Raw genomic sequence first — 14,026 nt, 5'->3', positions numbered from 1 at the left:
GCCCCACCCCCGTACAGGAGCAATCGTGGATTTCGGATTCTCGCCCCGCGCGAGTGAACTCCAAGACCGCATGCGGTCGTTCATGGAGCAGCACGTCTTTCCCGCGGAGCCCGTCTACGACCGACAGCTGGCCGAGGCGGACGACCCGCACGCGCTGCCGCCGGTCATGACCGAGCTCAAGGAGAAGGCGCGGGCCGAAGGCCTGTGGAACCTCTTCATGGCGCACGGCGACTGGGGCGCGGGCCTCACCAACCTCGAATACGCGCCGCTCATGGGCCTTGCGGGCCGCTCCATCATCGGCCCCGAGGTGTTCAACTGCTCGGCGCCCGACACCGGCAACATGGAACTCCTCGCGCTGTACGGCACGCCCGAGCAGCAACAGCGTTGGCTGCGGCCCCTGTTGGAGGCAGAGATCCGATCCTGCTTCGCCATGACCGAGCCCGAGGTCGCGAGTTCCGACGCGCGCAACATCCGCACCCGCATCACCCGCGACGGCGACAGCTACGTCGTCAACGGCCGCAAGTGGTACACCTCCGGGATCCTCGACCCCGACTGCAAGCTCATCGTCCTGATGGGCAAGACCGACCCGGACGCGCCCACGTACCGGCAGCAGAGCATGCTGCTCATCCCGCGCGACACCCCCGGCGTCACGGTCGTACGCGACCTGCCGATGTTCGGCTACACCGACCGGTGCGGGCACGGCGAAGTGCTCTTCGAGAACGTGCGTGTACCCGTCGGGAACATCCTCGGTGGCGAGGGGGAGGGCTTCGCGCTCGCCCAGGGGCGGCTCGGCCCGGGGCGCATGCACTACGCGATGCGCGCCGTCGGATTCGCCGAGCGCGCACTGCAGCTGATGTGCGAGCGCGCCACCGAACGCGTCGCCTTCGGCGGGCCCCTGGCCGAGCGGGGCGTGGTGCGCGAGTGGATCGCCCGCAGCCGCATCGAGATCGAGCAACTGCGGCTCCTCGTCCTCAAGTCGGCCTGGCTGATGGACACCGTCGGCAACGCCGCCGCGCGGATGGAGGTCGCCGCGATCAAGGTGGCCGCCCTGGAGGTCGCCCACAAGGTCGTGGACCGGGCGGTCCAGACACACGGCGCGGCAGGGGTCAGCGACGACACCGTACTGGCCCGGCTGTTCTCCATCACCCGCGCCCTGAAGATCGCCGACGGCCCCGACGAGGTGCACTTGCGGACCGTCGCGCGCCAGGAGCTGGCCAAGTACCAGACCAAGAACGAGAAGACCGACACGAAGACCGACGCAAAGGCAGGGGCAGCGTGAGCGCCAACACCCTCGACGGCAAGGTGGCCGTCATCACCGGCGGATCCCGTGGCATCGGCCTCGGCATCGCCACCGCCTACCGGGCGGCCGGCGCACACGTGGTGATCGCCGCCCGCAAGGCCGCCGGACTCGCCGAGGCCCGCGAGGAGTTGCTGCGTGTCAAGGGCGACGGCGACCTGCACACGGTGGTCGCCAACGCGGGCGAACCCGACCAGGCCGAGGCCTGCGTCGAGGAGACCATGGCCCGCTTCGGCCGGCTCGACATCCTCGTCAACAACGCGGCGACCAACCCGTACCACGGCGACCTGCTCGACCTGGACCTGCCGCGCGCGGAGAAGACCGTCCGCGTCAACCAGTACGGAATGATCGCCTGGACCCGCTGTGCCTGGCGCGCCTGGATGGCCGAGCACGGGGGAGCGGTCGTCAACATCGCCTCCGTGGGCGGCCTGATCGTCGACCCGCACATCGGCTACTACAACGCCACCAAGGCCGCCATGCTCCACATGACCCGGCAGCTGGCCTACGAACTCGGCCCTCGGGCCCGGGTCAACGCCATCGCCCCCGGCCTCATCAAGACCGAACTGGCCCGTGCCGTATGGGAAGTTCGCGAACCCATCCTCACCGCCAAGCTGCCGATGCGGCGCCTGGGCACGGTGGAGGACGTGGCGAACGCGGCCCTCTTCCTCGCGTCCGACGCCTCCTCCTGGATGACCGGCCAGACCCTGGTCCTCGACGGCGGCGCCACCGCCCTGCCCATCGGGGTGGACGAGTGAACGCGCCATCGACCGCAGCCGAGCTGTTCTCCCTGGAGGGCCGGACGGCCGTCGTCACCGGCGCCTCCGCGGGACTCGGCGCACGGTTCGCGACCGTCCTCGCACAGGCGGGCGCCACCGTCTTCGCCGCCGCCCGCCGCATCGACCGGCTGAAGGAACTCGCCGACTCCGACGCGCGCATCCACCCCGTGGCCTGCGACGTCTCCGTCGAGGCGGACCGTGCGCGGCTGGTGGACACGGCGCTGAACACCACCGGCCGCATCGACGTCCTGGTCAACAACGCGGCCACCTCCGGCGAGACGCGCGCACGGGACGAGACCCCGGACGCCTTCGCCGACGTCCTCGGTGTCAACCTCACCGCGCCCTTCCACCTCGCCCGGCTCACCGCCGAGGCGCCGGCCGGAGAGGGCACGGGCGGCAGGAGCATCATCAACGTCTCCTCCATCCTCGGCCTGGTCTCCGCCGCGCCCCTCGGTGGCGCGAGCTACTCGGCGTCCAAGGCCGGACTCATCGGCCTGACACGGGAGTTGGCCGGCCAGTGGGGTCGTGAGGGAACACGGGTCAACGCCCTCGCCCCCGGCTGGTTCCGTACGGAGATGACCGAGGACCTCTTCGGGGACGAGCGTTCCAGCCGCTGGGTCGATCGCAACACCCTGCTGCGGCGCGGCGGTGACGGCCACGAACTCGACGGCGCCCTGCTGTTCCTGGCCTCGGACGCGTCCTCGTACTGCACCGGGCAGGTCCTGACCGTCGACGGCGGATGGACCGCGCGATGAGTGTCGGCGTAGAGATACAGGACGACGGCCTCGCCCGCGTCACCCTGCGCCGCCCCCAGGCCGGCAACGCCATCGACCTGGACACGGCCCGGGGCCTGCTCGACGCGGCTCACGCCTGCGAACGCGCCGCCGTCCGGGTCGTACTGCTCACCGGCGAGGGAAAGTCCTTCTGCGTCGGCGGCGACCTCAGGGAATTCGCCCCGCTCTCCGGCGAGGTGCTGGAGGAGCACCTCGGCGCCGTCACCGGCGCACTCCACGATGCGCTGCGTGTGTTCGCCTTGCTCGACGCGCCCATGGTGGCCGCCGTCCAGGGAGCCGTCGCGGGCGCGGGCATCGGCCTGGCCGCGGGCGCCGACGTGACCCTCGCCGCCGACAACGCCACGTTCACCGCTGCCTACACCGGCATCGGCTACGCACCGGACGCCGGAGTGAGCTGGACGCTGCCCCGCCTCATCGGGCCCAAGCGCGCCCTGGACCTGCTGCTGACGAACCGGCGGCTCCCCGCGACGGAAGCCGCCTCGCTCGGACTCGTGAGCCGGGTCGTGGCTGCGGACCAACTGGCAGCCGAGGCCGCGCGGACTGCCGAGGCCCTGCGCGACGGCCCCACCGCAGCGTTCGGCGTCACCCGGCGGCTCGTCGCCGCCGGTCTGACCTCGGGCCTCGACCCACACCTCGACCGCGAGTCCCGCGCGCTCGCCGCCGCGGCCACGTCCGACGCGGGCCGCGAAGGCGTCGCCGCGTTCCTCGGCAAGCGGGCGCCGGACTTCACCGGCATCACCCCTAACCGCTGAACCCGTACCCGTACCCGTATCAGAGGGAGCCCACAGTGTCGGAAGCATTCATCGTCGGAGCCGTCCGCACCCCGGTCGGCCGCCGCAAGGGCACGCTCAGCGGCGTGCACCCCGCGGACCTCGGCGCACATGTGTTGCGTGCGCTCCTCGAGCGCGCAGGCGTCGACCCGGGCGCGGTCGACGACGTGTACTTCGGGTGCGTCAGCCAGATCGGCGCCCAGACCGGGAACATCGCCCGCACCGCATGGCTGTCGGCGGGCCTGCCCCAGCATGTGCCCGGGACCACCATCGACCGGCAGTGCGGCTCCTCCCAGCAGGCCGTGCACTTCGCCGCGCAGGCGGTCGGGTCCGGCGCCGCCGACCTGGTGGTCGCCGGGGGCGTGGAGGTGATGAGCCTGGTGCCCATCGCCAGCCCGATGGTCGTCGGCGAACAGGCCGGTATGGGCAGCCCGTTCGCGGGCGAGGGCTGGCGCGAGCACTTCGGGGACCAGGAGGTCTCGCAGTTCCGCGGCGCCGAGCTGATCGCCGAGAAGTGGGGCGTCACCCGCGAGGACATGGAACGGTTCGCGCTCGCCAGCCACCAGCGGGCCCTCGCCTCCCAGGCGGCCGGCGACTTCGACGACGAGATCACCCCGGCATTCGGACTGAGCGCCGACGAGGGCCCACGCGTCGACACCACCCTGGAGAAGATGGCAGGCCTGAAGACCCTGACGGAGGACGGCCGGCTGACCGCCGCCGTCTCCAGCCAGATCTCCGACGGCGCCGCCGCCCTGCTGATCGCCTCCGAGGAGGCGGTACGCCGCCACAGCCTGACCCCGCTGGCCCGCGTGCACGCCACGGCCGTGGTCGGCTCCGACCCGATCCATATGCTGACCGGCCCGATCCCCGCCACGGAAAAGGTCCTCGACAGGGCGGGGCTGGCCATCGACGACATCGACCTGGTCGAGATCAATGAGGCGTTCGCCTCCGTCGTCCTCGCCTGGCAGAAGGAGATCGGCGCCGCCCACGAGCAGGTCAACGCCTTCGGCGGGGCGATAGCGCTCGGTCATCCGCTCGGCGCCACGGGCGCCCGGCTCATGACCACACTCGTCCACCAGCTGCGCAGGACCGGCGGACGCTACGGCCTGCAGACGATGTGCGAAGGCGGCGGCATGGCGAACGCCACCGTGCTCGAACGTCTCTGACCGGATCCGGTTGGCAACTGAGTTCAACTTGGGTTTACTCTCGGGTACGGACACGGTGGGTGACGGCCAGGAGAGGGAGCATGACAAGGATCGTTGAACCGGAGGCCGGACCGAGGTCCAAGCGCGCGGCCATTCTCACGGCCGCGGTGGACTGCTTCGGCGAAGCCGGCTTCGAGGCCACCAAGTGGTCCACCGTGGCGGAGCGCGTCGGTATCGGGCAGACCGCCCTCTACCACTACTTCGAGTCGAAGACGCACTGCCTGCTCACCATCATGCGGCTCGAACTGGAGCGCTCCCACGACCGGTTCGTGGCGGCCACCACGGACACCGAGGACCCCGTCGAGGCGCTGCGCGCCGCGGTCCGGGCGGCGTACGACGTCTCCCCGCACGAGGTCCTGCAGATGCGCATCCTGCAGAACCACATGGATCTGCTCTCGGGTTCGCGCAGGTCCAAGCGCGAGGAGGCCGAGCGCGTCGCGGCCCGCCAGCTCGTCCAGGTCGTCGAGCGGGACTGGACGAACCTGCTGGTGAAGGGCATGTCCCAGGGCGCGTTCCCGCTGCGGGACGCGCAGTTGCTGGGCGCGGGCGTGCTCGGTCTGATCGTCAGCGTGTGGCGCTGGTACCGGCCGTCCGGAGCCACGCCGCTCTCTGAGATCAGCGAGCTGATCGAGGGCGCCTGCGTGCGGATGGTCGCCGCCTGACGCACTGAGCGCTCCCGCGACCGTGCGGCCCCCCGACGGATGTCCGTCAGGGGGCCGCAGTACTGTCCCGGCGGTGCCCCGCCGCGCATACGCGGTGATCGCGTACGTAACCAGCCATTGCCAGGCGTGTTTCCTCAGGATTAAGATCCGACATGTGAATTGAACTGAACTCAGGTTGATTCCTGGAGGGGTTATGCGACGCCGCACGACACGCGCGCTCATCGCCGCACTCGCCGCCATGCTCGCCGTGGTGGCCAGCGCCTGCGGCACCAAGAACCCCTCGGCGGCAGGGGACGACAAGGTCATCAAGATCGGTGCCTGGTACCCGCTCACGGGTGCCCTCGCATCCTTCGGCATCCCTGAACGGGCGGGTGCCGACGCGTATTTCAAGTCCGTCAACGCCCGCGGCGGGATCAACGGCCGCAAGATCGACTGGGTCGTCAAGGACAGTGCCTTCGATCCGCAGCAGACCGTGCAGGTGGCCCGCCGGCTCGTGGACCAGGACGGAGTCGTGGCGATCGTCGCGGCCAACGGCACGGCCCAGTCTCAGGCCACGTTCCCCTTCGTCCTGGACCAGAAGAAGGTGCCGGTGCTGAACCCGCTGGGCGGGGACGCGACGTGGTACCAGCCGGCCAGGGACGGACTGTTCGGTCTGCAGACCCTCTACGAGGATCAGGCGGCCGCGCTCGGGGACTGGGTGGCGCGTGACGGAGCGAAGAAGGTGCTGGTCGTGCACAGCGACCCGGCCGCCTTTGTGAACGTCGCGAAGGAGATCGGCCCCGCCGCCCGCAAGGCCGACCCGTCGGTCCGTGTGAAACGGCTCAAGGTCAAGTTCCAGACCTCCGACTACAGCCCGGTCATCAGCAAGGTGAAGGCCGAGAAGCCCGACGCGGTCGTGTTGATCCTCGCGTCCGCCGAGGCCGCCTCGTACCTCAAGGAGGCGAAGCTGCAGGGCCTGTCCACGCCCGTGTACGGATACGCGCCGGTGGCCGCCCAGTCCACGCTCACGCTGGCGGGCAAGGCGGCCGAAGGGGTCAGGGCGGTGCAACTGGTCAAGTCGCCGAACGACGACGATCCCGCGGTCGAGGAGTTCCGTACGGCGATGGCGAAGTACGAGAAGGGGCAGCCGGCCGACTTCATCACCTTGTGGGGCTGGGAAGCCGCCAAGGCCTTCGTGGAGATCGCCAAGACCATCGACGGTCCGGTCACCTCCGAGGCCCTGACCGCCGCGTACGAGAAAGCCAAAGCGGTCGACACCGGGGTCGGACCGGTCCTGAACTTCTCCCCGGACAACCACCTCGGCACCCGCGATGTACAGAAGGTCGTCGTGAGGAACGGACGCTGGGAGTCGCAGGGCGATTTCTTCACCCCGCCGACCCGCGACTGACGTCCGTCCGCGGCCGGCACCCGTCCCGGCAGTGACCCATAGTGACCAACAGTGAGAGGACCACCCCATGGCCAGTGTGTTGCGCGCCTATATGGCACGGATGGACAGCGACCGTCCCGAGACGGCTGTCGAACTCCTCGCACCGGACTTCCGTTTTCGCATCGCCCTTCCTGGCCGTGAGGAGACCGGCTGGTCCAAGGACGACTTCGCGGCGTACATCTCCGGCCGCAACGCCGTCGAGCGGACGCACGAGATCCTGCGGCACAGCTCCGACGGCGACCTGGAGACCGTGTACGGAGTGGTCACCGAGTCCGGCAAGGCCGTCGGATCCTTCCTCTCCGCCGCCGTGATCACGCCGGACGGGCAGATGGCGCGCTACCAGTCGTACTTCACCACGACCTACGACCTCATCGAGTTTCCGGAGCAGTCATGAGCGACACCACCACGTCCACCGACACGGCCTCCGCGCCTTTCCTCACCGCCTGGTTCGAGATCCTCGACACCGATGAGCCGAACCGGATCCTCGACCTGATCAGCGACGACTTCACGCTCTCCATCCTGTTCTCCACCGGTGACGGGAACGCGACCGACTTCGCAGGTGACCGGGCCGCTCTGGTCGGCTATCTCGAACAGCGCGAGCGCGGCACCCGCACCCACCACCGGCTGTCCGCGACCACCCTGGGCCAGGACGAGCTGTTCCTCGGCGAGGTGCGCCGCGCGGGCGTTCCAGAGGCGACCTTCGTCGCGGCCGGGCGGGTGGACGATGGTGGCCGGCTGCAGCGGCTGCTGATCGGGCGGTCGTCCGAGATCCGCTTCGACTGACCTGTACGGGACTACATACGGGACCACACAAGGGACATTTTCGGAGGCAACTCATGTACAACCTCGTCCTGTTGGCCGCCCGTCCGCCGGAGTGGACCCACGAGCGGTTCATCGACTGGTGGCGCGGCGACCACGCGGAGCTGACCTACCGGTTGCCCGGGCTGCGCGCCTGGCGGCACACCGAGATCGACCAGGCTCTGGAGCCGCGCTCCGAGGGCTGGGACGGCATCTCCGTGCTCAGCTTCGATTCCCCGGAAGCCCTGAAGAAGGCCCTCGCGAGCCCGGAGTGGGCGGACGCGGTGGCCCAGGTGGGCGACATGAAGGGCCGCCGGATCGCGGTGATGGGCCGCGAGGCGGAGATGTTCACCGGCTGAGGCCACCACAGATCCAGCATGACTACATCCACTACATCCACAACATCCAGTACATCCAGCACGGCATGCACAGAGCAGGGTTCATCACGGAGTTCGGCACAGCGTAGCGAGGAAGCAGGATGCGACAGGTAGTGCAGGAGTTCCAACGACAGGCCGAGCAGGCGGACTTCGTCGCCGTCATCGACGACTCGAGCAGCCACACGGCGCGTGAGCTGCTCGCCGAGGCGGGCCGGCTCGCCTCGGCGCTGTCCGCCGGCGCAGGCGACGGGTCCGGCGGGACCGTCATGCTCCAGGCCGACAACTCATGGCGGACCGTCGCGGGCACGCTGGCCGTGGGACTCGGCGACGGGGTCCTGGCGGTGGTCAACCGGCACACCACACGTGCCGAGTTCGCGGCCGCCTTCGAGGACATCCGCCCCGACGCCGTGGTCGCCGAGCCCTCGGCGATGGACGAATGGGGGGTGTCCGAGCTGATGACGGGCGGGGCCGGAGCCGCCTTCACCTCGGACCCGGTGCTCGACGGCTGGACCTGTCACGCCGCACCCGGGCAGCGGGACGTGAGCCGCTGGTCGGGCGGCGTCCTCATCGGTCTGACCTCCGGCTCGACCGGGCGGCCCAAAGGCGTCGTCCAGTCCGAGGACGCCCTGCGCTACGCGGGCACGAGCACCATCGAGATCAACGGCCTGACGCGCGGAGACGCAGTGGCCGCGATCGTCCCGCTGTCGTCGACGGCCGCGTACTGCTTCGGCGTCTACCTCGCACTTCTCCTGGGCGGCCCGCTCGTCCTGATGACGAAGTGGGACCGGGCCGTCGCTCTGCAGCGGATGGCCGAGGCACAGGTGCGCTGGACCATGTGCGTGCCGACGATGGCCCTGCAGATGGGAGCCGAGGCGGCCGGCTCCGGCATCCTCGGGGGAGTCCGCGCGATCACCGTGGGAGGCGGTCCGATGGACCGCGGCGCCCTCGCGCGCGCCGAACAGTCCCTGGGCACGCGGATCCTGCGCGTCTTCGGCATGTCCGAGTGTCTCGGCCACACCTCGCCGCGCCCCGACGAACCCGAGGAGATCCGGCTCGGCAGGGACGGCCGCCCCTTTCCCGGCACGGACCTGCGCGCACTCACCCCCGAAGGCGACACGGCGGGACCCGGGGTGTCGGGCCGCGCGCAAGTGCGCGGCCCTTCCCTCTTCCTCGGCTACGCACGCGACGGCAAGGTCGAGGCGCCGACGCTGACCGAGGACGGCTACTTCCCCACCGGCGACCTGCTGATGACCCATGACGACGGCACCATCAGCATCATGGGCCGCGAGAAGGACATCATCATCCGCGGCGGCCGGAACATCGACATCACCGAGATCGAGCGTGCCGTCGCCAGCTATCCGCGGGTCGCGCGGGCCTGCGTCGCGGCCGTCCCGGACGAGGTGCTCGGCGAACGCATCGCTCTGCTCGTCGTCACCGAGGACGGCGGCGGCATCGACCTGGCGGAGGTGACCGGCCACCTCGACAGCGTCGGCCTGTCCAGGACCAAGTGGCCCGAGTTCGTCTACGGGATCGAGGAGCTGCCGCAGACCAAGGTCGGCAAGCTCGACCGGTCCGGGGCCCGCGAACTGGCCCACCGGCTGCGCACGAACACTCCCGACCCGGCCTGATCCACGAGGCCGGGACGATCCACACGGACACACCAGCACCAGCCAGCAAGGGAGCATCATGACCACGCGGTTCGACCAGGGCCCATGGGCCGCAGCCGGAATCCAGACCGTGCAGCCCGGGGTGCACCGCGTTCCCCTGCCGCTGCCGAACGACGGGCTGCACGCCGTCAACGTCTATCTGCTGGAGAACCTTGCGGACGATGACGGCATCGTCATGATCGACGGCGGCTGGGCGATCCCCGAGGCGCGCAAGGCACTCGAGGAGGCCCTGGCCGCCATAGGCCGCGACCTCGGCGACATCAACCACATCCTGGTCACGCACATCCATCGCGACCACTACACGAACGCCGTCGAGCTGCGCCGACTCCTCGGCTCGCGCGTGTACCTGGGCGCGGGCGAGCGCCCGGGCCTCGAGATGCTCGACCGGCTGCGCAGCGACGAACCAGCGGGCTCGCTGGAGACGTTGCGCAGGGCGGGCGCCGGCGACCTGGCCGACCGCGTCCAGGCGATGGACCACGGCGGCTACGACCCGAGCGTGTGGGAGACCCCCGACCGCTGGCTCGGCGCGGAGACCCTGAGCTTCGGCGACCACGCACTGCGGGTCGTGCCAACCCCCGGACACACCAAGGGGCATGTGGTCTTCCTGGACGAACAGCGCGGGCTCCTGTTCTCCGGGGACCACGTCCTGCCGCACATCACGCCGTCCATCGGCTTCGAACTGGCCGAGCCCGGAGGCAAGCCGCTCGCCGACTATCTGGACTCCCTGCGTCTGATGACCCAGTACGCGGACACGCGCCTGCTGCCTGCGCACGGACCGGTCGCCGACAGCGCCCACACCCGCGTCGCCGAGCTGCTCACGCACCACGACGACCGGCTGGCCAAGAGCCTGGTGGCGCTGGGCGACGGCACGCTCGATGCCCACGCGGTGGCGCGCGAACTGGGCTGGACGCGCCGCGAGGTGCCCTTCGGCGAGCTCAGCGAGTTCAACCAGATGCTCGCGATCAACGAGACGGCGGCGCACCTGGACGTGCTCGTGCTCCGGGGCCGGGCCACGGTGGCGTTCCGGGACGGGGTGAACCAGTACACGCGGGTGCGTTGACAGTGCACGTACGGGCGGAAGGGGGCGCGGCAACCGCCGCGCCCCCTTCCGCGTTCTCCGTCAGCGCGCTGTCCAGCCGCCGTCCACGTACAGCTCGGAGCCGGTGACGAAGCTCGCGTCCGCGGAGGCCAGGAACGCGACCGCCCCCGCGACCTCGTCGGGCCTGCCGAGCCGCGCCATCGGAGTGCCCTCGACCATCGCGGTGTGGCGGGGTGTGCCCCGCCACAGTTCGCGGGACAGTGGCGTCTCGATGAAGCCGGGGTGGAGGGAGTTGACACGGACTCCGAGGGTGGCCCAGTGCAGGGCCGCGTTCTTGGTCATCAGCCGGACCGCGCCCTTGGCCGCGTGGTACGAGAACTGGCTGCCGAAGCCGCCGACCGTACCGAAGATCGAGGCGATGTTGACGATCGAGCCGCCACCGGAGCGCTCGATCGCGGGCCCGCCGTGCTTCATGCCGAGCCAGACACCGCCCTGCGTCACCGAGATGACCTTGTCCCAGGACTCCTGGGTCTCCGTCTCCACGGTCCGCATCTCGGCGATGCCCGCGTTGTTGACGAGCACCGTCAGGCCGCCGAGTTCGGCGACCACCCGGTCGACCGCGCCCCGCCATGCGTCCTCGTCGCTGACGTCCAGGGCGAGGCCGAGCGCCCGCGCCCCGCCGGCCGTCAGCTCCTTCGCCAGCTCTTCGCAGCGGCCGGCGTCGACGTCGGTGACCACGACGGTGGCGCCCTCCGCCGCCAGCCGCCGTGACACGGCGTCTCCGATGCCGCCGGTGGCCCCGGTGACGAGGGCGATCTGTCCGGACAGGCGGTCTCGCACGGTGTCTCCTTCGTACGACTGTGTGGTCGCGGTCACGACAGCAGCTCCAGTCCTGAGTTCAGCAGCGCGGGCACCGCGGAGCCGACCCGCTCGAAACCCGTGCCCACGGTCTGCCCCGCCGCGTAGCGGGCATGGATGCCCTCCGCGATCACGGCGAGCTTGAAGCAGGCCAACGCCTGGTAGTAGCTCAGGGATCGGACATCACGGCCGGACTTGGCGGCGTAGCGCTCGGCCAGGTCCTGCCCGGAGGGGAAACCGGGGTTGGCCGTCGGGACGTGGCGTGCCCCGAGGACCGGTTCGCAGGTCGCGTCCCAGTACATGAGGAGCATTCCGAGGTCGGCGAGCGGATCGCCGAGTGTGGCCATCTCCCAGTCGACGATGGCGGCGATCCGGCCGAAGTCGCCCGGGGCCAGGATGGTGTTGTCGAGGCGGTAGTCGCCGTGCACGATCGTCGGCGCGCCGCTCGCGGGCAGGGCGCGGGCGAGCCTGCCGTGCAGTTCGTCGACGTCGGGCAGCGTCCGGGTGGCGACCTTGTCCCATTGGCCTCTCCACCGGCGCACCTGACGCTCCAGATAGCCGTCGGGGCGGCCGAAGTCGCCGAGCCCGACAGCGGCGGCATCGACCGAGTGCAGCGCCGCCAGCGCGTCCACGAGCGCCTCGGCGGCCCTTCGCGCGTCGGAGGGCGGCAGCTCGGCGGCCCGGTCCCCGTCGCGCAGCACCGGCCCCTCCACGAAGTCGACGACGCAGAACGGCGCCCCGATCACGTCCGAGTCCGTGCACGACAGCTCGGCCCTGGCGACCGGCACCCCTGTGCCGCCGAGCGCGGCGACGACGCGGTACTCGCGGTCCATGTCGTGTGCGGTCGGCGTCAGCACGCCCAGCGGCGGCCTGCGCAGCACCCACCGGTGCGTCCCATCGGTGACGTCGTACGTGAGATTGGAGCGCCCGCCCTGCAACAGCGCGATCCGCAACTCGCCCGTGAAATCCGGTACATGGCGCTCGAAGTAGCGCCGCAGGGCGGGCACGTCGACGCCGATCACGGCCTCCTCTGAGGTGGTCACCGCGCGTCCCTCCGCTCCCGTGCCGTCCGCACCGCGCGCTTGGCGATCGCCCAGCGGTGGGTCTCGGACGGGCCGTCGTAGATCCGGAACGGACGCACCTCGCGGTACAGCCGCGACAGCGGGGCGTCCCCCGAGATACCGAGTGCGCCGCACACCTGCACCGCGCGGTCGACGACCCGGTTCACGGCCTCGGAGACGTACGTCTTCGCGATGGAGGTGTGCTGTGCGGCCGAGCGGCCCTGGTCCAGCTCCCAGCAGGCCCGCCACAGGACCGCACGGCTGGTCTCGATGTCGATCTCGGAGTCGGCCAACAGCTGTTGCACCATGCCCAGTTCGGCCAGCGGCCTACCGAAGGCCGAGCGCTCGGCGGCGCGCTCCAGGGCGATGTCCTGTGCCCGGCGCGCCACTCCGAGCCAGCGCATGCAGTGTGTCATCCGGGCGGGGCCCAGGCGCACCTGCGCGTACTTGAATCCCTGGTCCACCTCGCCCAGCACGGCGTCGGCGCCCACTTCGCAGTTCTCGAACACGACCTCACTGTGTCCGCCGAACAGTCCCTGGTCGAGGGTGTCGATGTTCCGGACGATCTTCATGCCGGGATTGTCGGCGTCGACGAGGAACATCGTCGCGCCGCCGGCGTCGCCGGGGCCGCCGCTGGTGCGGGCCATACAGATGGCGAAGCCTGCGCCGTCCGCGCCGCTGATGAACCACTTGCGGCCGTCGATCCGCCAGCCGCCGTCGATCCTCGTCGCGGTCGTGGCGAGCGCGCGCGGGTCGGAACCCGCGCCCGGCGCCGGTTCGGTCATCGCGAAGCAGGACCGCACCTCACCGGCGGCCAAACGCCCCAGATACCGCTCCTTCTGCTCCGCCGTGGCGACGACTTCGAGCAGATGCATGTTGCCCTCGTCGGGCGCCGCGCAGTTGAGGGCGAGCGGTCCCAGCAGCGAGTGCCCGGCCGCCTCGAACACCACCGCCTGCCCGCACAGGTCGAGCCCGAGCCCGCCCCAGTCGGTGCCCACGTGCGGGGCGAACACCCCGGCCGTCCGGGCGGCCTCCTGCAATCGCCGGCGCAGCGGCTCCGGCCCCGTATGGACGTTCCCGTCGCAGGCCTGTTCCTCAGGTATCACCACATCTCGAACGAAGTCGGTGGTGCGCCGCGCGATGTCGGCGACCCTGTCGTCGATCTCGAACCCGATGGTCATGCTTCACCTCTGATCTTGGCTACTGACCATTAGCCATGAGAGAGCTGAAGCGAGCCCCATGTCAAGACCACGAGCGAAAGCGACGGCTATAGTGTGGTGCTTGAGGCCGGAGACG

15 protein-coding genes are annotated in these 14,026 nt (G+C 70.5%); 12 read left to right on the top strand and 3 right to left on the bottom strand.

Annotated elements, in window-relative coordinates; all coding sequences use genetic code 11:
- Positions 1-25 precede the first annotated feature (25 nt).
- The 12 genes from CG723_RS23365 (at position 26) to CG723_RS23310 (ending at position 10,832) form a co-directional block, all read left to right on the top strand.
- Entirely contained in the window at positions 26-1,279 is a 1,254-nt protein-coding gene (locus CG723_RS23365; protein ID WP_100595430.1) for an acyl-CoA dehydrogenase family protein, read from the top strand.
- On the top strand, positions 1,276-2,052 hold the full coding sequence (locus tag CG723_RS23360; RefSeq protein ID WP_100595429.1) for an SDR family oxidoreductase: 777 nt from the start codon (positions 1,276-1,278) through the stop codon (positions 2,050-2,052). The genes CG723_RS23365 and CG723_RS23360 overlap by 4 nt, the downstream gene beginning before the upstream one ends.
- A complete protein-coding gene (locus CG723_RS23355) occupies positions 2,049-2,828 on the top strand; it encodes an SDR family NAD(P)-dependent oxidoreductase (protein WP_100595428.1) in 780 nt (259 codons plus the stop codon). The genes CG723_RS23360 and CG723_RS23355 overlap by 4 nt, the downstream gene beginning before the upstream one ends.
- Complete coding sequence (locus tag CG723_RS23350) at positions 2,825-3,619, top strand: enoyl-CoA hydratase-related protein (RefSeq protein WP_234374466.1); 795 nt, start codon at positions 2,825-2,827, stop codon at positions 3,617-3,619. Before CG723_RS23355 ends, CG723_RS23350 begins: the two co-directional genes overlap by 4 nt.
- 35 nt (positions 3,620-3,654) lie before the next feature.
- Positions 3,655-4,803, top strand: a complete 1,149-nt coding sequence (locus CG723_RS23345; RefSeq protein WP_100595426.1) for an acetyl-CoA C-acetyltransferase — start codon at positions 3,655-3,657, stop codon at positions 4,801-4,803.
- An 80-nt stretch (positions 4,804-4,883) separates the two neighbouring features.
- Complete coding sequence (locus CG723_RS23340; protein ID WP_100595425.1) at positions 4,884-5,504, top strand: TetR/AcrR family transcriptional regulator; 621 nt, start codon at positions 4,884-4,886, stop codon at positions 5,502-5,504.
- 193 nt (positions 5,505-5,697) lie between these two features.
- On the top strand, positions 5,698-6,891 hold the full coding sequence (locus CG723_RS23335) for an ABC transporter substrate-binding protein (protein ID WP_100595424.1): 1,194 nt from the start codon (positions 5,698-5,700) through the stop codon (positions 6,889-6,891).
- A 67-nt stretch (positions 6,892-6,958) separates the two neighbouring features.
- On the top strand, positions 6,959-7,324 hold the full coding sequence (locus CG723_RS23330; RefSeq protein ID WP_100595423.1) for a nuclear transport factor 2 family protein: 366 nt from the start codon (positions 6,959-6,961) through the stop codon (positions 7,322-7,324).
- On the top strand, positions 7,321-7,713 hold the full coding sequence (locus tag CG723_RS23325) for a hypothetical protein (protein WP_100595422.1): 393 nt from the start codon (positions 7,321-7,323) through the stop codon (positions 7,711-7,713). Before CG723_RS23330 ends, CG723_RS23325 begins: the two co-directional genes overlap by 4 nt.
- A gap of 53 nt (positions 7,714-7,766) precedes the next feature.
- A complete protein-coding gene (locus tag CG723_RS23320; protein ID WP_100595421.1) occupies positions 7,767-8,087 on the top strand; it encodes an EthD domain-containing protein in 321 nt (106 codons plus the stop codon).
- Positions 8,088-8,206: 119 nt separating this feature from the next.
- Complete coding sequence (locus CG723_RS23315; RefSeq protein WP_100595420.1) at positions 8,207-9,733, top strand: class I adenylate-forming enzyme family protein; 1,527 nt, start codon at positions 8,207-8,209, stop codon at positions 9,731-9,733.
- 58 nt (positions 9,734-9,791) lie between these two features.
- Positions 9,792-10,832, top strand: coding sequence for an MBL fold metallo-hydrolase (locus CG723_RS23310; RefSeq protein WP_100595419.1), 1,041 nt, complete (start codon positions 9,792-9,794; stop codon positions 10,830-10,832).
- Positions 10,833-10,892: 60 nt separating this feature from the next.
- On the opposite strand, the gene CG723_RS23305 is transcribed toward CG723_RS23310, so the two are convergent.
- From CG723_RS23305 to CG723_RS23295, 3 genes are read right to left on the bottom strand one after another with little or no spacing between them, the layout of a single operon-like run.
- The gene (locus CG723_RS23305) at positions 10,893-11,651 is read right to left on the bottom strand and encodes an SDR family NAD(P)-dependent oxidoreductase (RefSeq protein WP_100595562.1); all 759 of its coding nucleotides are present in this window, start codon (positions 11,649-11,651) and stop codon (positions 10,893-10,895) included.
- Between the two features lie 32 nt (positions 11,652-11,683).
- On the bottom strand, positions 11,684-12,712 hold the full coding sequence (locus CG723_RS23300; protein ID WP_100595418.1) for a phosphotransferase family protein: 1,029 nt from the start codon (positions 12,710-12,712) through the stop codon (positions 11,684-11,686).
- Complete coding sequence (locus tag CG723_RS23295; RefSeq protein WP_100595417.1) at positions 12,709-13,911, bottom strand: acyl-CoA dehydrogenase family protein; 1,203 nt, start codon at positions 13,909-13,911, stop codon at positions 12,709-12,711. Before CG723_RS23295 ends, CG723_RS23300 begins: the two co-directional genes overlap by 4 nt.
- Positions 13,912-14,026 lie beyond the last annotated feature (115 nt).

The organism is Streptomyces sp. CB01635, from assembly GCF_002803065.1.
In the GTDB taxonomy this organism is placed as follows: Bacteria; Actinomycetota; Actinomycetes; order Streptomycetales; family Streptomycetaceae; genus Streptomyces.
Note: the sequence above shows the minus strand (reverse complement) of the source record. Positions and strands in the feature narration are given on the sequence as shown.